Raw genomic sequence first — 18,255 nt, 5'->3', positions numbered from 1 at the left:
GGTTGGTCGTATTTTCGCACTCCACGCTTTCCAATAGCTGTCAATATTCCGAATCCGCTTTTTCACTGCATGTGTAATTAGTTGTCGCATTGAAGAAATATCGGCTTTGGACCTGCCGTTAAAATGCCCGGCATTCGCCACAGGCGTCGTCGTCCCGATTTTGTTCTTTGTTCATTGAGCCTCTGGCTCACCCCTGTCATTTGTCGGTGTACGCCGATGGAGCTCTAATAATGAAAAAACTCATGCTTCTCGGCGCTTTGGCGCTGTCGGTGTTGGTGTTGCCTGCGTTTGCTGATGAAAAGCCGATGAAGATAGGTATCGAAGCGGCGTACCCGCCGTTTGCCTCCAAGGCGCCGGACGGCAGCATCGTGGGTTTCGATTACGACATCGGTAACGCGCTGTGTGAGGAAATGAAGGTCAAGTGCACGTGGGTCGAGCAAGAGTTTGATGGTCTGATTCCGGCGCTGAAAGTGCGCAAGATCGACGCCATCCTCTCCTCGATGTCCATCACCGAAGACCGCAAAAAATCGGTGGATTTCAGCAACAAGTACTACAACACCCCAGCCCGTTTGGTGATGAAGGACGGGACCGTGGTCAGCGCTGGCCTGAGCGAACTCAAAGGCAAGAAAATCGGCGTACAGCGCGGCTCGATTCATGACCGTTTTGCCCAGGAAGTGCTGAAGCCATTGGGCGCTGAAATCATGCCGTACGGCTCGCAAAACGAAATCTACCTGGACATCGCGGCCGGTCGTCTCGATGGCACCCTGGCTGACGCAACGCTGTTGCAAGACGGCTTCCTTAACACTGACGCGGGCAAAGGTTACGCCTTCGCCGGTCCGGCATTTACCGATGCCAAATACTTCGGCGATGGCATCGGCATCGCCGTGCGCAAGGGTGACAAAGCGGATCTGGACAAGATCAACGCCGCCATCGTTGCCATTCGTGCCAACGGCAAATACAAACAGATTCAAGACACCTACTTCAACTTTGATATCTACGGCGAGTAACCCCGCGCGTTACCGCCCGCAATGGCGCGGGCAGCAGAAGTTGCTGATAGGCGCCATTGTTTATGTTCGAGCTTGAGGACCTGAATCATGTTGAAAGGCTACGGGGCGGTGATCCTCGATGGTGCATGGCTCACGCTGCAACTCGCCCTGTCGTCCATGGCTTTAGCTGTCGTTCTCGGGCTGATTGGGGTGGCGCTGCGCTTGTCGCCGGTGCGTTGGTTGGCGTGGTTGGGCGACCTGTATTCCACGGTGATTCGCGGGATTCCCGACCTGGTGCTGATCCTGCTGATTTTTTATGGTGGCCAAGACCTGCTGAACCGCGTGGCGCCGCTGTTGGGTTTCGACGAGTACATTGATTTAAACCCGCTGGCAGCCGGTATCGGTACGTTGGGTTTTATCTTTGGCGCTTATCTCTCGGAAACCTTTCGCGGGGCGTTCATGGCGATTCCAAAGGGACAGGCGGAAGCTGGCATGGCCTATGGGATGAGTAGCGCTAAAGTGTTTTTCAGAATTCTGGTGCCGCAGATGATTCGTCTGGCGATTCCAGGCTTCACCAACAACTGGTTAGTGCTGACCAAAGCCACCGCCCTGATTTCTGTGGTAGGCCTGCAAGACATGATGTTCAAGGCCAAGCAGGCAGCGGACGCCACCCGCGAACCGTTCACCTTCTTTCTGGCGGTGGCGGCGATGTACCTGGTAATCACCAGCGTCTCGTTATTGGTGCTGCGATACCTGGAAAAACGCTACTCGGTAGGCGTAAGGGCGGCTGACCTATGATTTTCGACTACAACGTCGTTTGGGAAAACCTGCCGCTGTACGTTGGCGGTCTGCTTATTACCCTCAAATTACTGGCAATTTCATTGGCGTTCGGCCTGCTGGCGGCGTTGCCGCTGGGTTTGATGCGGGTCTCGAAAAAACCATGGGTGAATATGCCAGCCTGGTTGTACACCTACGTGATTCGCGGCACGCCGATGTTGGTGCAATTGTTTTTGATCTATTACGGACTGGCGCAATTCCAGGCCGTGCGCGACAGCTTTGTTTGGCCGTTATTGTCCAGCGCGACGTTCTGCGCATGTCTGGCGTTCGCGATCAACACCAGCGCCTACACCGCAGAGATCATTGCCGGCAGCCTCAAGTCCACCCCGGCGGGGGAGATCGAAGCGGCCAAGTCCATGGGCATGTCGCGCTGGAAAATGTACCGCCGAATCTTGTTGCCGTCGGCCTTGCGCCGGGCGCTGCCGCAGTACAGCAACGAAGTGATCATGATGCTGCAAACCACCAGTCTGGCTTCCATCGTGACGCTGATCGATATCACCGGCGCGGCGCGTACGGTCAACGCCCGATTCTATTTGCCGTTCGAGGCCTACATCACCGCTGGCGCGTTCTATCTGTGCCTGACCTTTATTCTGGTGCGGCTGTTCAAAATCGCCGAACGCCACTGGCTGGGCTACCTCGCCCCGCGCAAGGCTTGAGCCATGAACCGTTTTGTGAGAACCCTACGATGAACAAACTGGAAGTCCACGACCTGCACAAAAGCTATGGCAGTCATGAAGTGCTCAAGGGCGTGACCCTGACGGCCAAGGCTGGCGATGTGATCAGTCTCATTGGTTCCAGCGGCTCCGGTAAAAGCACGTTCCTGCGCTGCATCAATCTGCTTGAGCAGCCCAATGCCGGTAAGATTGTTCTAAACAACGAAGAGCTGAAACTGGTGGCAAACAAGGACGGCGGTTTGAAAGCGGCCGACCCTAAACAGTTGCAACGCCTGCGGTCGCGGCTGTCTATGGTGTTTCAGCACTTCAATCTATGGGCACACATGACGGCCCTGGAAAACATCATTGAAGCGCCAATTCACGTATTGGGCATGTCAAAGAAAGACGCGCTTGAAAAGGCCGAGCACTACCTGGCTAAAGTTGGCGTATCCCATCGCAAGCACGCGTATCCGGGCCATATGTCCGGTGGCGAGCAGCAGCGCGTGGCCATTGCTCGCGCCTTGGCCATGGAACCCGAGGTGATGCTGTTCGATGAGCCGACGTCGGCGCTCGATCCTGAGTTGGTGGGCGACGTACTCAAGGTCATGCAAGCGCTGGCCCAGGAAGGACGGACCATGGTGGTGGTCACCCACGAGATGGGCTTTGCCCGTGAAGTGTCGAACCAGTTGATTTTCCTGCACCAGGGCCGGGTTGAAGAGCGCGGTAATCCCCGTGAAGTGCTGATTAACCCCCAGTCAGAACGCCTGCAGCAGTTTTTATCGGGCAGCTTGAAATAAACGAAACATTTTTGACGATGCCTTTAACGCTAGAACAGGTCATGCTCCGCGTCACCGTTTGACCTGGCTCCTCCCGATGCACATCGAGCGCACTGTTGCTTGACCCCTAACCGCCATACGTTTCGGACTGTACGCTATGACTGCCCATCGAATAGGTTTCCTCATCTGGCCCAGCACCAAAGCCTTGACTCTGGCGCTGGCCGAGGAAGCCTTGCGTGTTGCGCAGCGCGTCCATCCAGAAGTGGTTTACGAGTTGCTGTTTCTGCAGGCCGAACCGCCGGTTGACGGTGCTGCCTGGCAATTGCCGGGTGAGCCATGGACCGGGCGTCTGGAAGGCTGCCAGAAGCTCTTTCTGTTGGCCGATGAACCACCCGCGTCGATGACCTCGGCGCTGAGCGCTGCACTTAAACAACTGGTGCGTGCAGGGTGCGTGATTGGCGGCCTGTCTGCCGGGGTGTATCCGTTGGCGCAGCTGGGTTTGCTCGACGGCTACCGTGCGGCGGTGCACTGGCGTTGGCAGGACGATTTTGCCGAGCGCTTTCCGAAAGTCATTGCTACCAGCCACTTGTTTGACTGGGATCGCGATCGGTTGACCGCGTGTGGCGGTTTGTCGGTATTGGACCTGTTACTGGCGGTGTTGGCCCGTGATCACGGTGCCGAACTGGCCGGTGCGGTCTCGGAAGAGTTGGTCGTCGAGCGAATCCGTGAGGGCGGTGAGCGTCAGCGCATTCCCCTGCAAAACCGTCTGGGGTCCAGCCATCCGAAGTTGACTCAAGCGGTATTGTTGATGGAAGCCAACATCGAAGAGCCGCTGACCACCGATGAAATCGCACAGCACGTGTGCGTCTCCCGTCGTCAACTGGAGCGAATTTTCAAGCAATACCTTAATCGAGTGCCGAGCCAGTATTATCTGGAGCTGCGCTTGAACAAGGCGCGGCAGATGCTGATGCAAACCAGCAAATCGATTATCCAGATTGGCTTGTCATGCGGATTCTCGTCCGGGCCGCATTTCTCCAGTGCTTACCGTAACTTCTTCGGCGCCACGCCACGGGAAGACCGCAACCAGCGCCGCAGCAGCAGCCCGTTTGAATTGTCTTCGGTGCCGTCCGAGCGCGGGTGATGTGCAGTGGAGAGCGAACACCGGTAGGAGCTGCCGGAGGCTGAGATAAGGACTGAGGGCCTTCATCAATGTCAAATTCTTCGACCGGTGCCCGGTCGATCGCAGCCTTCGGCAGCTCCTGCGGCGGAATTATGTTCAGCCTGTCGGATACACCCCGAAACCTTTAAACTGCCTGTTTCCGACGTTATATGTCGCATTGCCGAAAACCGCCGAAAAACCCGGTGTGGCGCTGTAACAAGTTGTCGCTTGGCGGCAAGGTCGGACACACACCAGTCCTTACAATCCTCCCATCACTTGCCAGTTTCAGGCAGGTGTACCTCTTCAGGAGACTCCGATGTCCGTTGAGCATGCTCAGGTGCAACGCACCGATTTTGACCAGGTCATGGTCCCGAACTATTCGCCAGCGGGCTTTATCCCCGTGCGCGGTGCGGGTTCCCGCGTCTGGGATCAATCGGGTCGCGAACTGGTGGACTTTGCCGGCGGCATCGCCGTAAACGTACTCGGCCACGCCCACCCGGCACTGGTCAGCGCGCTGACTGAGCAAGCCAATAAGCTGTGGCACGTCTCCAACGTTTTCACCAACGAACCGGCCCTGCGTCTGGCGAAAAAGCTGGTCGCCGCTACGTTCGCTGATCGGGTGTTCTTCTGTAACTCGGGCGCCGAAGCCAACGAAGCCGCATTCAAGCTGGCGCGTCGGGTTTCCCACGACCTGTATGGCCCGGAAAAATACGAGATTATTGCCGCCATCAACAGCTTTCACGGTCGTACATTGTTCACCGTGAACGTGGGCGGACAGGCGAAATACTCCGATGGCTTCGGTCCGAAGATTGTTGGCATTACTCACGTTCCGTTCAATGACCTGGATGCGCTGAAAGCGGCGATTTCCGATAAGACCTGCGCTGTGGTGCTGGAACCTGTACAAGGTGAGAGCGGCGTGATTCCGGGTGAATTGGCCTATCTGCAAGGCGCTCGACAATTATGCGACGAGCACAATGCACTGCTGGTCTTCGATGAAGTGCAGAGCGGCATGGGTCGGTCGGGCGAGCTGTTTGCCTACATGCACTACGACGTGATCCCGGACATCCTCACCAGTGCCAAGAGCCTGGGCGGTGGTTTCCCGATTGCCGCGATGATGACCACCGAAGCGCTGGCCAACCACCTGACCGTCGGCACCCACGGCACTACCTATGGCGGCAATCCGCTGGGCTGTGCAGTGGCAGAGGCGGTGATCGACATCATTAACACTCCGCAAACATTGGCGGGGGTGAAAGCCAAACGCGCCCTGTTTCAAGCGCGTCTGGAGCAGATCGGCAAGCAATACGGCATGTTCACCGAAGTGCGCGGCCTGGGCCTGCTGATCGGTTGCGTGCTTAACGATGCCTGGAAAGGCAAAGCCAAAGACATCTTCAACGCGGCTGAAAAAGAAGGCTTGATGATTCTGCAAGCCGGCCCCGATGTGGTCCGTTTTGCGCCAAGCCTGGTGGTTACCGAAGCGGATATCGAGGAAGGTCTGAACCGTTTTGAACGGGCAGTGGCCACGTTGACTCAAGCTTGATGAACAGCTGATACGTTTACTCTGATAGTGAGTAACGCCTTTCGGCGTTGGCATGCAGCCAGCGCCGGTTTTTTTCTGTGTTGGCTGATGCTGACCTGTATTTTTGGTAAGGAGTGGCACCATGCTGGTGATGCGCCCCGCGCAAATGGCTGATCTGGGCGAGGTACAGCGTCTGGCAGCAGACAGCCCGATTGGTGTCACTTCCCTGCCTGACGATGCTGGCCGTTTGACCGACAAGATCGCGGCCTCGGAAGCGTCGTTCGCTGCCGAAGTCAGTTTCAACGGCGAAGAAATTTACTTCTTTGTACTTGAAGACAGCGACACTGGGCGCTTGGTGGGATGTTCTGCGATTGTCGCTTCGGCAGGCTATTCCGAACCCTTCTATAGCTTCCGTAACGAAACCTTCGTTCACGCTTCTCGCGAACTGAAGATTCACAACAAGATTCACGTGCTGTCGCAATGTCACGACCTGACCGGCAACAGCCTGCTGACCAGTTTCTACGTCATCCCGGAATTGGTGGGCACCCACTGGTCCGAACTCAACTCACGCGGGCGCCTGCTGTTTGTCGCAGGACACCCGGAGCGCTTTGCCGATTCGGTGGTCACCGAGATTGTCGGTTACAGCGACGAGAACGGCGACTCGCCGTTCTGGGACGCCATCGGGCGTAACTTTTTCGACCTGAATTACGCCGAAGCCGAGCGCCTGTGCGGCCTGAAAAGCCGGACGTTTCTCGCCGAATTGATGCCGCATTACCCGATTTACGTGCCGTTGCTGCCAGACGCTGCGCAAGAAGCCATGGGTCAGGTGCATCCACGTGCCCAGATTACCTTCGATATTTTGATGCGCGAAGGCTTCGAAACCGACCATTACATCGATATTTTCGACGGCGGCCCGACCTTGCATGCGCGGGTGTCCGGTATCCGCTCGATTGCCCAGAGCCGACTGGTTCCGGTGAAACTCGACACGGTAAAAAGCGGCGACCTGGCTAAAGGCGGACGGCTGTATTTAGTTGCAAATGGCCAGTTGCAGGATTATCGGGCAGTGCTGCTGGACCTCGATTGGGCGCCGGGAAAACCGGTCACCCTGGATCTGGAAACCGCCGAGGCCCTGGGTGTCGGCGAAGGTGCCAGCGTGCGTATCGTGGCAGTTTGACAGGCGCGCCGTTAGTGTCTGGTTTGCAGGTTTAGCGAGATTCGCGGGCTTCCAAGGAAACCCGGTTGAGGAGAAAGCATGATCGTTCGTCCCGTACGCAGCAGCGACTTACCGAAACTGATTGAGTTGGCGCGCACCACTGGCACCGGCTTGACCACGCTGCCGGCCAATGAAGAGCGCTTGGCGCATAGAGTCAGTTGGGCTGAAAAGACCTTTCGGGGTGAAGCCGAGCGCGGTGACGCTGACTATTTGTTTGTCTTGGAAGACGATGACGGCAACGTGGTGGGCATTTCTGCCATCGCCGGCGCCGTTGGCCTGCGCGAGCCCTGGTACAACTACCGGGTCGGCCTGACGGTCAGTGCCTCCCAGGAATTAAACATCTACCGTGAAATTCCGACGCTGTTTTTGGCCAATGACCTGACCGGTAATTCCGAGCTGTGTTCGTTGTTCTTGCGCAGCGACAAACGCACCGGCCTCAACGGTCGCTTGCTGGCCAAGGCGCGGATGCTGTTCATTGCCGAGTTTCCGAAATTGTTCGGCAACAAGATCATTGCCGAGATGCGCGGCATGTCCAACGAAGCCGGACACTCGCCGTTCTGGGAAAGCCTGGGGCGGCATTTTTTCAAAATGGAATTCAGCCAGGCGGACTACCTGACCGGCGTGGGCAACAAGGCGTTTATCGCGGAGCTGATGCCCAAGTTTCCGCTGTACACCTGCTTTTTGTCTGAAGACGCGCGCAATGTTATTGGTCGCGTGCATACCGACACTGAGCCGGCACTGGCGATGCTTAAAAGTGAAGGTTTCAGCTACCAAGGCTACGTCGACATTTTCGATGCCGGCCCTGCCGTCGAATGCGAAACCACGAAGATCCGTGCCGTGCGCGACAGCCAGGCCCTGGTCCTGGCCATTGGTACGCCGGGCGATGACGCTCCGGCGTTTCTGATTTACAACCGCAAGCGCGAAGATTGCCGCATTACCGCCGCTCGTGCGCGTTTCGCCGCAGGCACGTTGGTGGTGGACCCGATGACTGCAAAACGTCTGCAATTGAGCGCCGGAGATCAAGTGCGAGCGGTGCCGTTGTCCGCCGCGAGGGAGGCCGTTTAATGAACACCCACTATATCGCCGGAGCCTGGCATGCAGGGCAGGGCGAACCTTTTGAATCATTGAATCCAGTCACTCAAGGCGTGTTGTGGTCCGGACAAGCCGCCAGCGCCGAGCAAGTGAACGCTGCCATCAACGCTGCGCGACAGGCATTCCCCGCTTGGGCAAAGCGCACGCTGGACGAGCGCATTGCAGTGCTTGAAGCGTTTGCCGCCCGCTTGAAAAGCCATGCTGACGAATTGGCCCATTGCATCGGTGAAGAGACCGGCAAGCCGTTGTGGGAATCGGCCACCGAAGTCACCAGCATGATCAACAAAGTCGCGATTTCGGTGCAGAGCTACCGTGAGCGAACCGGTGAGAAAAGCGGCCCCCTGGGGGACGCCACCGCTGTGTTGCGCCACAAACCCCACGGCGTAGTTGCGGTGTTTGGTCCGTACAACTTTCCGGGGCATCTGCCCAATGGTCATATCGTGCCGGCGCTGTTGGCGGGCAATACGGTGCTGTTCAAACCGAGCGAACTGACCCCGAAAGTGGCTGAACTGACCGTCAGGTGCTGGATCGAAGCCGGCCTGCCAGCAGGCGTTTTGAACCTGCTGCAAGGCGCTCGCGAAACTGGCGTTGCGCTGGCGGCGAATCCCGGGATCGACGGCTTGTTTTTCACTGGCTCCAGCCGTACGGGCAATTCGTTGCACCAACAATTCTCTGGGCGTCCGGACAAAATTCTTGCGCTGGAAATGGGCGGTAATAACCCATTGGTCGTCGATCAGGTCGAAGACATCGATGCCGCGGTCTACACCGTGATCCAGTCGTCGTTTATTTCTGCCGGGCAGCGTTGCACCTGCGCCCGCCGTTTGTTGGTGCCGCAAGGCGCCTGGGGGGATGCGTTGTTGGTGCGTCTGGTGGAAGTGACCGCGACCATTCAGGTGGGTGCATTCGATCAGCAGCCTGCACCGTTCATGGGCTCGGTCATTTCGTTGGGCGCGGCCAATGCGCTGCTCGAAGCTCAGGAGCTATTGCTGGCTAACGGCGCCGTGGCGTTGCTGGAAATGACGCAGCCACAGGCGAGCGCTGCACTGCTGACGCCGGGTATTCTGGATGTCAGTGATGTAACTGATCGCGCTGATGAAGAGCTGTTTGGGCCACTGTTGCAAGTGATCCGCTATGCTGATTTTGACGCGGCCATCGCTGAAGCCAACAACACTCAATACGGCTTGGCCGCTGGGCTGTTGTCGGATTCGGAGGCACGTTATCAGCAGTTTTGGCTGGAAAGCCGGGCGGGCATCGTCAATTGGAACAAACAACTGACCGGCGCCGCGAGCAGCGCACCGTTCGGTGGTGTAGGTGCATCGGGCAACCACCGCGCCAGCGCCTATTACGCCGCGGACTACTGCGCGTACCCGGTAGCTTCACTGGAAGCGCCGCGGATCAGTTTGCCAGGCACGTTGACGCCGGGCATAACGTTGCCTTGATGCAAGCACAACCCCCTATAGAATAAGCAGCCATAAAAATACGTTTACCGACCGAGCCTTGCCGATGAAATCTTACGAAGTCAACTTTGACGGTTTAGTAGGTCCGACCCATAACTACGGCGGTCTGTCCTACGGCAACGTCGCGTCCCAGAGCAATTTCCAGCAATCTTCCAACCCCAGGGAAGCGGCGTTGCAGGGCTTGGCAAAGATGAAAGCGCTGATGGAAATGGGTTTCGTTCAAGGCGTGTTGGCCCCGCAAGAGCGCCCGGACCTGGCCGGTTTGCGTGCCTTGGGGTTTAGCGGTACGGACGCCCAAGTCATCGAAAAAGCCGCCAGGGATGCCATGCCGCTGTTGGTCGCCAGTTGTTCGGCGTCGAGCATGTGGGTGGCCAACGCCGCTACAGTCAGCCCGAGCGCGGACACGGACGATGGCCGCGTACATTTCACCGCCGCCAACCTCAACTGCAAGTATCACCGCAGCATTGAACACCCCACCACCAGCCGGGTATTGGGCGCAATGTTCAACCATCAGCAGCATTTTGCTCACCACGCGGCGTTACCCGCCGTGGCACAGTTCGGTGATGAAGGCGCGGCTAACCACACGCGCTTCTGCCACGATTATGGTCAGCCAGGCGTCGAGTTCTTTGTGTTCGGGCGCAGTGCCTTCGACACCCGTTACCCGGCTCCGCAGAAATACCCGGCGCGGCAAACCCTTGAAGCATCACAAGCGGTCGCGCGGTTACACGGGTTGAGCGCAGAGGGTGTGGTCTACGCCCAGCAAAACCCGGCAATGATTGATCAGGGTGTGTTTCACAACGATGTGATTGCAGTAGGCAACGGCGAAGTGCTGTTCTATCACGAAGATGCTTTCCTCAATACCGAACACCTGTTGGCTGAACTGCACGACAAACTGGGTCGTCGCGGCGGTCGCTTTAAGGCGATCTGCGTACCGCGTGCCGAAGTCGCGGTCGAGGACGCCGTTCGCTCCTACCTGTTCAACAGCCAGTTGTTATCGCGTGCCGACGGTTCGATGCTGCTCATCGTTCCGGAAGAATGCCGAAGCAATGAACGGGTCTGGCAGTATTTGCAGCGTCTGCTGGCTGACGGAGGCCCGGTAGCCGAAGTCAAAGTCTTCGACCTCAAACAAAGCATGCAGAACGGCGGTGGACCCGCTTGCCTGCGTTTGCGCGTTGCACTGAATGAAACCGAACTGGCGGCGGTCAATCAAGGCGTTATCATGACCCCGCCGTTGTACGACTCGCTGACGCACTGGGTCGAAAAACACTATCGGGATCGCATGCGCGAAAGCGACCTCGCCGATCCGGCCCTGCTGGTTGAATGCCGTACGGCGCTGGATGAACTGACGAAAATCCTTAAATTGGGCGCGGTTTACCCCTTCCAAATCAATTGAACCCTTTCTATAGAGCACCTGAATCATGTCCGACACTCTGCAGTTAATTCTCGAAGATACCGATGGCACCCAGCTGGAAACTACCTGCACCCGCGTTGCCGTGATGTGGCAGGGCAAGGAGTTGTGGATTCAGCACGATGGCCGTGGCCAATTGTTGATTGGCGTCGACGTAGAAGAAGGCGATGCGGAATATGCCAACCTGTTGCTGCGACCATTGGCCACTAACTTGGTGAGCCTGCAATTGGAAATGGAACCGGCCGACGTAGGCGACGACGAAGAGCACGTTCACGGCGCTGATTGCGACCACGACTGATCACGATCATCTCGCCTCGCTGCTTTTATTAACTGCTTTTAAGGTGCACGACTATGCTCGCCCTCGGCAAACTGCTTGAACTGACCCTGGCTGGCCGCGAACCGGCGGAAAAGACGCAGTTGACTGTCGACGGCGTGCGCATGCGCTGGTTGAGCGAAGGCGCGCTTGAGGTTCGGCCGGCCCAAGGCCAGGACAGTGGCACCGACTTGCTCTTGTCTGCCGGTATCCACGGCAACGAAACCGCGCCCATTGAACTGCTTGATTTATTGCTGCGGGATATCGCCCGCGGCGATTTAGTGCCGCGAGTGCGTATTCTGTTTTTGTTCGGTAACCCCGAAGCCATGCGTCGTGGCGAGCGGTATGTCGAGCAGGATGTAAACCGGCTGTTCAATGGCCGGCACGAGCAAACAAGCGGTTTTGAAGCGTTGCGCGCCTGCGAGCTGGAGCGGCTGGCAGACAGCTTTTTCAGCCTGCCGGATCGCTACCGTGTGCACTACGATTTGCACACGGCGATTCGCGGGTCGAAGATCGAGCAATTCGCGTTGTATCCCTGGAAGGAAGGCCGCCAGCATTCACGCCGTGAACTGGCGCGTTTACAGGCCGCTGGCATGAAAGCGGTGTTGCTGCAGAACAAACCGTCCATCGTGTTCAGTTCATACACCTACGACAAGCTGGGTGCCGAGTCCTTCACTTTGGAGTTGGGTAAGGCGCGGCCATTCGGGCAGAACCAACAGGTCAATCTGACGATGCTGGAAATATGCCTGACGGAATTGATCGAAGGTTCGGAACCCGAGATTGGAAACTTGTCACTAGAGGGGTTGCAGTTATTCAGCGTGGCCCGGGAAATCATCAAGCACAGCGATGCGTTCCAGCTGAATTTGCCAGACGATGTCGAGAATTTTTCCGAGTTGGAGCAGGGTTTTGTATTAGCCAATGATTTGGCTGACAGCCGCTGGGTAGTCGAAGAGCAGGGCGCCCGGATTATTTTCCCGAATCCCAACGTCAAAAACGGCTTGCGCGCCGGGATATTGATCGTGCCCACCACGGCGGATCAGTTGGTCTGACAAGCCGGTCTTACCTATAGGAGCCAACTTGTTGGCGAAGACCTGATACAAATCATCAGGCCTCTCGCCAACAAGTTGGCTGCTACAGGGGTATTTTTCTATGAAGGACTAAACCGCGACCCGCTGCTGTGGCTCATGACGACGCAGGCTGCGGATTTTGTTCAGGGTGTCGGCACAGGTCTTGGCCGCTTCCGCGCCTTTGTGCACGAAATGGTCAAAGAAGAACTTTTGATGCTCATCGCCCGCGTGGAAATTGTGCGGCGTCAGAACCACTGAGAACACCGGAACTTCTGTTTCCAACTGTACTTGCATCAATGCGCTAATCACCGACTGAGCGACGAACTCATGGCGATACAAGCCGCCATCAACCACCAGACCGGCCGCAACGATGCCCGCATAGCGGCCGCTTTTAGCCAGCAGCTTGGCGTGCAGGGGAATTTCAAAGGCGCCGCCGACTTCGAAGAAATCGATATCAGTTTCCACGTAGCCGTGGTTAGCCATCTCGGCGACAAAACCTTTACGGCTCTGATCAACGATATCTTTGTGCCAGCAGGCCTGAATGAACGCAATGCGTTCGTTTGGATGGCTTTTGCTTTTGCTATCGATTGCTGTGGGTTGCATCAGTTCTGACTCCTGTTTAATGAAAAAAACAGGGCGTTTTGATCGAATGGGATACCAGGGTACGTCTAGACCAAAGCGCGAACCAAAAGCGGTTCACGGCGGTGCTCACGAAACGATCCTGTGGTATCGATCCCGTTCTCTCTTCATCCGGACTATGACCGTCGGCCCCGGAATCAAACCGGGTCTGCTGACCTTGTCGGTGCACAAGCCGAAGCTATTGGCACCACAAGCGCTCGCGGGCTAAACGCATTGCGCGTCATTACCGCCGGTGGGGAATCGCACCCCGCCCTGAGAACGTCGCCGACAGCATTTTCTGTCGGCGGAGAGTTTTTATCACAGATTTATTGCTTTTGCATGGACACTTTCGTCTATCGACCCCGACAATTTCTTATATCGAACCTATCGGTTCACTGAACATGGGACTTGAATTAGCCTGTCGGCAACCTCAGTAATGACCCTATCCCAGATCTGATCTTCGACTTAACATCACAACTTCAACTCTTTCAGGAGCTTCACCGTGACGGTTATTGACCTCCGCAGCGACACCGTGACCCAGCCCACCGCCGGCATGCGAGACGCGATGTCCAATGCGCCGTTGGGCGATGACGTGTATGGCGAAGATCCCACCGTTAACCGTCTGGAAGCCTACCTGGCGCAACGACTGGGTTTCGCTGCGGGGCTGTTTGTACCCAGCGGCACCATGAGTAATTTGCTGGGTTTGATGGCCCATTGCGGTCGCGGCGAGGAATACATCGTCGGCCAACAGGCGCATACCTACAAGTACGAGGGCGGAGGTGCAGCGGTACTGGGTTCGATCCAGCCTCAGCCACTGGACGTGCAGGAAGATGGCTCGCTGGACCTGAATCAGGTGCTGGCCGCGATCAAACCCGACGATTTCCACTTTGCCCGCACCCGCTTGTTGGCGCTGGAAAACACCATGCAGGGTAAGGTGCTGCCGCTGAGTTACCTGGCGGCTGCACGCAGACTGTGCAATGAGCAAGGCCTGGCATTGCACCTGGACGGCGCGCGGTTGTTCAACGCGTCGGTGAAGCTGGGTGTCGACGCCAAGGAAATTACTCAGCACTTCGATTCCGTCTCGGTGTGTCTATCCAAAGGCCTGGGCGCGCCCATTGGTTCCGTGCTGCTCGGCACGGCGCAGCTAATCGGTAAGGCTCGGCGTTTGCGCAAAATGGTTGGTGGCGGCATGCGTCAGGCCGGTGGGTTGGCGGCGGCCTGTTTATATGCACTGGAACATCAAGTGGAGCGGTTGGCGGACGACCACGTTAACGCGAGCGCCTTGGCCGAAGGCCTGCGCAGCCTCGGTTATTCAGTTGAAGCCGTGCAGACCAACATGGTCTACGTGCAGATGGGTGATCGAGCCGAGGCGTTGAAAAGCTTCTGCGCCGAGCGCGGAATCAAGCTCAGTGCCGCGCCCCGTTTGCGGATGGTCACGCACCTTGATGTGTCGTCGGCTCAGATTGAACAGGTAATCGCCGCATTTGCCGACTTCGCCTGACACTGAACACGCCGACAGTCCAATTGCTGGCAGGCAATGTACAAACACGCTGTACCGGGCGCCTAACGCCTATATAATGCGGCCCTTTGCAAGTCGCACCCTCTTTTGGACGTTTTGCTCTGGCCTTTGGCAGCAGTCTCCGTGGAAAAACCTATGAAAAGCGCAGAAATCCGTGAAGCCTTCCTTCGCTTCTTCGAAGAGAAAGGTCACACCCGTGTAGCTTCCAGCTCGTTGATTCCGGGCAACGACCCCACCCTGCTGTTCACCAACGCAGGCATGAACCAGTTCAAGGACTGCTTCCTGGGTCAGGAAAAGCGCGCGTACACCCGCGCCGTCAGCAGTCAGAAATGCGTACGGGCCGGTGGCAAGCACAACGACCTGGAAAACGTCGGTTACACCGCACGTCACCACACTTTTTTCGAAATGCTGGGTAACTTTAGCTTCGGTGACTATTTCAAGCGCGACGCGATCACTTTCGCCTGGACGTTCCTGACGTCCGTATTGGCCCTGCCGAAAGACAAGCTGTGGGTCACGGTTTACGCCAGCGATGACGAAGCCTACGACATTTGGACCAAGGAAATCGGCGTGCCGGCCGAGCGCATGGTCCGTATTGGCGACAACAAAGGCGCGCCGTACGCGTCCGATAACTTCTGGACCATGGGCGATACCGGCCCGTGCGGTCCGTGCACCGAGATTTTCTACGATCACGGCGCTGACATCTGGGGTGGCCCACCGGGCTCGCCGGAAGAAGACGGCGACCGTTACATCGAGATCTGGAACAACGTGTTCATGCAGTTCAACCGTACCGCTGACGGCGTGTTGCATCCGTTGCCTGCGCCGTCGGTGGACACTGGCATGGGCCTGGAGCGTATCAGCGCCGTGCTGCAGCACGTGCACTCCAACTACGAGATCGACCTGTTCCAAAGCCTGCTCGTCGCATCGGCCAAGGCCATCGGCTGCACCAACGACGCACAGCCTTCGCTGAAAGTAGTGGCTGACCACATTCGTTCGTGCGGCTTCCTGATTGCCGATGGCGTGCTGCCGTCCAATGAAGGACGTGGCTACGTGTTGCGTCGGATCATTCGTCGCGCCTGCCGTCACGGTAACAAGCTCGGCGCCAGCGGCAGCTTCTTCTATCAAATCGTCGCCGCATTGGTGGCGGAGATGGGCGAAGCGTTCCCTGAGCTGACTCAGAACCAGTCGCACATCGAGCGCGTGCTGAAAGCTGAAGAAGAACAGTTCGCTAAAACCCTGGAGCAGGGGCTGAAAATCCTTGAGCAAGACTTGGCTGAACTGAAAGGCACCGTGGTTCCCGGCGACGTTGTGTTCAAACTGTATGACACCTACGGCTTTCCCATGGACCTGACCGGTGACATCGCTCGCGAGCGCAATCTGACACTCGACGAAGCAGGCTTCGAGCGCGAAATGGACGCTCAGCGCGTGCGCGCTCGTTCCGCCAGTTCGTTCGGTATGGATTACAACAGCCTGGTCAAGGTTGACGTCGCCACCGAGTTCCTCGGTTACGGCGCGACCCGTGGCAGCGCCAAAGTGGTTGCCTTGTATAAGGACGGCCAAGCGGTCGAGCAGTTGAGCGAAGGCGAAGAGGGCGTTGTGATCCTCGATCAGACCCCGTTCTATGCTGAGTCTGGCGGCCAGATCGGTGACTGTGGCTACCTTGAAGCCGCCGGTGTGCGCTTTGATGTACGCGACACCACCAAAACGGGCGGCGCTTTCCTGCACCACGGTGTGCTGGCCAGTGGCAGCCTGAAGGCCGGTGCCGAACTGAGCACCGAAGTCGATGCTGACGTTCGCCAGGCGACCTCCTTGAACCACTCGGCTACTCACCTGCTGCACGCGGCGTTGCGTCAAGTGCTGGGCGAGCATGTAACGCAGAAGGGTTCATTGGTTGATAGTCAGCGTCTGCGTTTTGACTTCAGCCACTTCGAAGCGATCAAGCCTGAGCAATTGAAGGCCCTGGAAGAAATCGTCAACCGCGAAGTGCGCAAGAATTCCCCGGTGGAAACCGTGGAAACCGATATCGAGACCGCCAAGAAGAAGGGCGCCATGGCGCTGTTCGGCGAGAAGTACGGTGACAACGTTCGCGTGCTGAGCATGGGCGGCGATTTTTCGGTGGAATTGTGCGGCGGTATTCACGCCAATCGCACCGGCGACATTGCGCTGTTCAAGATCACCAGTGAAGGTGGGGTTGCAGCAGGTGTACGGCGTATCGAAGCGGTGACTGGCGCTGCGGCGCTGGCCTACCTCAACGCCGCCGAAGAGCAACTCAAGGAAGCCGCGGTGCTGGTCAAAGGCAGTCGCGACAACCTGCTGGACAAGCTCTCGGCAGTACTGGAGCGCAACCGTCTTTTGGAAAAACAGCTGGAACAATTGCAAGCCAGGGCGGCCAGTGCTGCGGGTGACGATCTGTCGTCTGCCGCGCTGGACGTCAAAGGGGTAAAAGTCCTCGCCGTGCGCCTTGACGGCCAGGACGGTAAAGCCCTGTTGGCGTTGGTTGATCAGTTGAAGAACAAGCTCGGCCGCGCAGTGATCCTGCTCGGCAGTGTCCATGAAGATAAGGTCGTATTGGTTGCAGGCGTGACCAAGGACCTGACTGGCCAACTCAAAGCCGGTGATTTGATGAAGCAAGCGGCCGCCGCCGTGGGTGGTAAAGGCGGTGGTCGTCCTGATATGGCTCAGGGTGGCGGTGTAGACGCCGGGGCGCTTGATGCAGCGCTGGCGTTGGCCGTGCCTTTTGTCGAGCAAGGTATCTAGTCGTCCTCCAGGGCCTGCCAATTGATGGCAGGCCCTGGCGTTTGGGACGAATGTTTATTGGGCGCCCTTCATGGGCAGAGGCGGCTTTGAGATGGCTTTGATCGTACAGAAATTTGGCGGCACGTCGGTGGGCTCTGTGGAGCGCATCGAGCAAGTGGCCGACAAAGTTAAGAAGTTCCACGATGCAGGCACTGACTTGGTCGTGGTGTTGTCGGCCATGAGCGGCGAAACAAATCGCCTGATCGGCCTGGCCAAACAAATCAGTGATCAACCGGTCCCGCGTGAGCTGGACGTGATCGTGTCCACGGGCGAGCAGGTGACTATCGCTTTACTGGCCATGGCGTTGATCAAGCGCGGTGTGCCAGCGGTGTCCTATACCGGTAATCAAGTGCGCATCCTGACGGACAGCGCCCACAACAAGGCGCGTATCCTTCAGATCGATGATCAGAAGATTCGCGCCGACCTGAAGGCGGGTAGGGTTGTGGTCGTCGCCGGCTTCCAGGGCGTCGATGAGCACGGCAATATCACGACCCTCGGTCGCGGTGGTTCAGACACCACTGGCGTGGCCCTTGCGGCTGCGCTGAAGGCGGATGAATGCCAGATTTATACCGACGTCGATGGCGTCTACACCACCGACCCGCGCGTGGTGTCCGCAGCTCAACGGCTGGATAAGATCACCTTTGAAGAGATGCTGGAAATGGCCAGCCTCGGTTCAAAAGTGCTGCAGATCCGCGCTGTCGAGTTCGCCGGTAAATACAATGTCCCGCTGCGCGTATTGCACAGCTTCCAGGAGGGTCCGGGCACCCTCATTACCATTGATGAAGAGGAATCCATGGAACAGCCGATCATTTCCGGCATCGCCTTCAACCGCGACGAAGCCAAGCTGA

General features: G+C 57.5%; 16 protein-coding genes and 1 riboswitch. Of the genes, 15 read left to right on the top strand and 1 reads right to left on the bottom strand.

Features of this window, described 5'->3' with window-relative positions; translation table 11 throughout:
- Positions 1-230: 230 nt before the first annotated feature.
- The 12 genes from JWR17_RS00945 (at position 231) to astE (ending at position 12,459) form a co-directional block, all read left to right on the top strand.
- Positions 231-1,007, top strand: a complete 777-nt coding sequence (locus tag JWR17_RS00945) for an ABC transporter substrate-binding protein (protein ID WP_299827405.1) — start codon at positions 231-233, stop codon at positions 1,005-1,007.
- 87 nt (positions 1,008-1,094) lie between these two features.
- Complete coding sequence (locus tag JWR17_RS00940; protein ID WP_299827403.1) at positions 1,095-1,784, top strand: ABC transporter permease; 690 nt, start codon at positions 1,095-1,097, stop codon at positions 1,782-1,784.
- Positions 1,781-2,479 carry an ABC transporter permease gene (locus tag JWR17_RS00935; protein WP_299827401.1) on the top strand — a complete coding sequence of 233 codons (699 nt, stop codon included), beginning with the start codon at positions 1,781-1,783 and terminating at the stop codon, positions 2,477-2,479. Before JWR17_RS00940 ends, JWR17_RS00935 begins: the two co-directional genes overlap by 4 nt.
- 29 nt (positions 2,480-2,508) lie before the next feature.
- Complete coding sequence (locus JWR17_RS00930) at positions 2,509-3,273, top strand: ABC transporter ATP-binding protein (RefSeq protein ID WP_299827399.1); 765 nt, start codon at positions 2,509-2,511, stop codon at positions 3,271-3,273.
- 136 nt (positions 3,274-3,409) lie between these two features.
- Positions 3,410-4,393 carry a transcriptional regulator ArgR gene (gene argR, locus JWR17_RS00925; protein WP_299827397.1) on the top strand — a complete coding sequence of 328 codons (984 nt, stop codon included), beginning with the start codon at positions 3,410-3,412 and terminating at the stop codon, positions 4,391-4,393.
- A gap of 334 nt (positions 4,394-4,727) precedes the next feature.
- Positions 4,728-5,948, top strand: coding sequence for an aspartate aminotransferase family protein (locus tag JWR17_RS00920; protein WP_299827395.1), 1,221 nt, complete (start codon positions 4,728-4,730; stop codon positions 5,946-5,948).
- Between the two features lie 121 nt (positions 5,949-6,069).
- Complete coding sequence (gene aruF / locus JWR17_RS00915; protein WP_299827393.1) at positions 6,070-7,101, top strand: arginine/ornithine succinyltransferase subunit alpha; 1,032 nt, start codon at positions 6,070-6,072, stop codon at positions 7,099-7,101.
- Positions 7,102-7,179: 78 nt separating this feature from the next.
- Complete coding sequence (gene astA, locus JWR17_RS00910; RefSeq protein ID WP_299827391.1) at positions 7,180-8,205, top strand: arginine N-succinyltransferase; 1,026 nt, start codon at positions 7,180-7,182, stop codon at positions 8,203-8,205.
- On the top strand, positions 8,205-9,671 hold the full coding sequence (astD, locus tag JWR17_RS00905; protein ID WP_299827389.1) for a succinylglutamate-semialdehyde dehydrogenase: 1,467 nt from the start codon (positions 8,205-8,207) through the stop codon (positions 9,669-9,671). Before astA ends, astD begins: the two co-directional genes overlap by 1 nt.
- Before the next feature lie 64 nt (positions 9,672-9,735).
- Complete coding sequence (gene astB, locus JWR17_RS00900) at positions 9,736-11,082, top strand: N-succinylarginine dihydrolase (protein ID WP_299827387.1); 1,347 nt, start codon at positions 9,736-9,738, stop codon at positions 11,080-11,082.
- A gap of 25 nt (positions 11,083-11,107) precedes the next feature.
- Positions 11,108-11,395, top strand: coding sequence for a topoisomerase II (locus JWR17_RS00895; protein ID WP_299827385.1), 288 nt, complete (start codon positions 11,108-11,110; stop codon positions 11,393-11,395).
- A gap of 53 nt (positions 11,396-11,448) precedes the next feature.
- Positions 11,449-12,459, top strand: a complete 1,011-nt coding sequence (astE, locus tag JWR17_RS00890) for a succinylglutamate desuccinylase (protein WP_299827383.1) — start codon at positions 11,449-11,451, stop codon at positions 12,457-12,459.
- A gap of 108 nt (positions 12,460-12,567) precedes the next feature.
- Here the strand turns inward: astE and JWR17_RS00885 are convergent, their stop codons facing one another.
- Positions 12,568-13,080, bottom strand: coding sequence for a 6,7-dimethyl-8-ribityllumazine synthase (locus JWR17_RS00885; protein WP_299827381.1), 513 nt, complete (start codon positions 13,078-13,080; stop codon positions 12,568-12,570).
- Positions 13,081-13,210: 130 nt separating this feature from the next.
- A riboswitch (FMN riboswitch) is annotated at positions 13,211-13,380 on the bottom strand.
- A gap of 217 nt (positions 13,381-13,597) precedes the next feature.
- On the opposite strand from JWR17_RS00885, the gene ltaE reads away from it, so the two are divergent.
- The 3 genes from ltaE to JWR17_RS00870 all read left to right on the top strand — a co-directional run.
- Positions 13,598-14,596 carry a low-specificity L-threonine aldolase gene (ltaE, locus tag JWR17_RS00880; protein ID WP_299827379.1) on the top strand — a complete coding sequence of 333 codons (999 nt, stop codon included), beginning with the start codon at positions 13,598-13,600 and terminating at the stop codon, positions 14,594-14,596.
- Positions 14,597-14,749: 153 nt separating this feature from the next.
- A complete protein-coding gene (gene alaS / locus JWR17_RS00875; protein ID WP_299827377.1) occupies positions 14,750-17,368 on the top strand; it encodes an alanine--tRNA ligase in 2,619 nt (872 codons plus the stop codon).
- Between the two features lie 91 nt (positions 17,369-17,459).
- The coding region (locus JWR17_RS00870; RefSeq protein ID WP_299827375.1) for an aspartate kinase at positions 17,460-18,255 on the top strand (796 nt) is incomplete at its 3' end.

Source organism: Pseudomonas sp. (assembly GCF_028293835.1).
In the GTDB taxonomy this organism is placed as follows: Bacteria; Pseudomonadota; Gammaproteobacteria; order Pseudomonadales; family Pseudomonadaceae; genus Aquipseudomonas.
Note: the sequence above shows the minus strand (reverse complement) of the source record. Positions and strands in the feature narration are given on the sequence as shown.

Excerpts from the sequence above, each read along its gene's own strand:
- astD (WP_299827389.1), top strand. The coding sequence starts at position 8,205 with ATGAACACCCACTATATCGCCGGAGCCTGGCATGCAGGGCAGGGCGAA.
- JWR17_RS00885 (WP_299827381.1), bottom strand. The coding sequence starts at position 13,080 with ATGCAACCCACAGCAATCGATAGCAAAAGCAAAAGCCATCCAAACGAA.
- astB (WP_299827387.1), top strand. The coding sequence starts at position 9,736 with ATGAAATCTTACGAAGTCAACTTTGACGGTTTAGTAGGTCCGACCCAT.
- astE (WP_299827383.1), top strand. The coding sequence starts at position 11,449 with ATGCTCGCCCTCGGCAAACTGCTTGAACTGACCCTGGCTGGCCGCGAA.
- JWR17_RS00940 (WP_299827403.1), top strand. The coding sequence starts at position 1,095 with ATGTTGAAAGGCTACGGGGCGGTGATCCTCGATGGTGCATGGCTCACG.
- JWR17_RS00945 (WP_299827405.1), top strand. The coding sequence starts at position 231 with ATGAAAAAACTCATGCTTCTCGGCGCTTTGGCGCTGTCGGTGTTGGTG.
- JWR17_RS00935 (WP_299827401.1), top strand. The coding sequence starts at position 1,781 with ATGATTTTCGACTACAACGTCGTTTGGGAAAACCTGCCGCTGTACGTT.
- aruF (WP_299827393.1), top strand. The coding sequence starts at position 6,070 with ATGCTGGTGATGCGCCCCGCGCAAATGGCTGATCTGGGCGAGGTACAG.
- alaS (WP_299827377.1), top strand. The coding sequence starts at position 14,750 with ATGAAAAGCGCAGAAATCCGTGAAGCCTTCCTTCGCTTCTTCGAAGAG.
- JWR17_RS00895 (WP_299827385.1), top strand. The coding sequence starts at position 11,108 with ATGTCCGACACTCTGCAGTTAATTCTCGAAGATACCGATGGCACCCAG.
- JWR17_RS00920 (WP_299827395.1), top strand. The coding sequence starts at position 4,728 with ATGTCCGTTGAGCATGCTCAGGTGCAACGCACCGATTTTGACCAGGTC.
- JWR17_RS00930 (WP_299827399.1), top strand. The coding sequence starts at position 2,509 with ATGAACAAACTGGAAGTCCACGACCTGCACAAAAGCTATGGCAGTCAT.
- argR (WP_299827397.1), top strand. The coding sequence starts at position 3,410 with ATGACTGCCCATCGAATAGGTTTCCTCATCTGGCCCAGCACCAAAGCC.
- astA (WP_299827391.1), top strand. The coding sequence starts at position 7,180 with ATGATCGTTCGTCCCGTACGCAGCAGCGACTTACCGAAACTGATTGAG.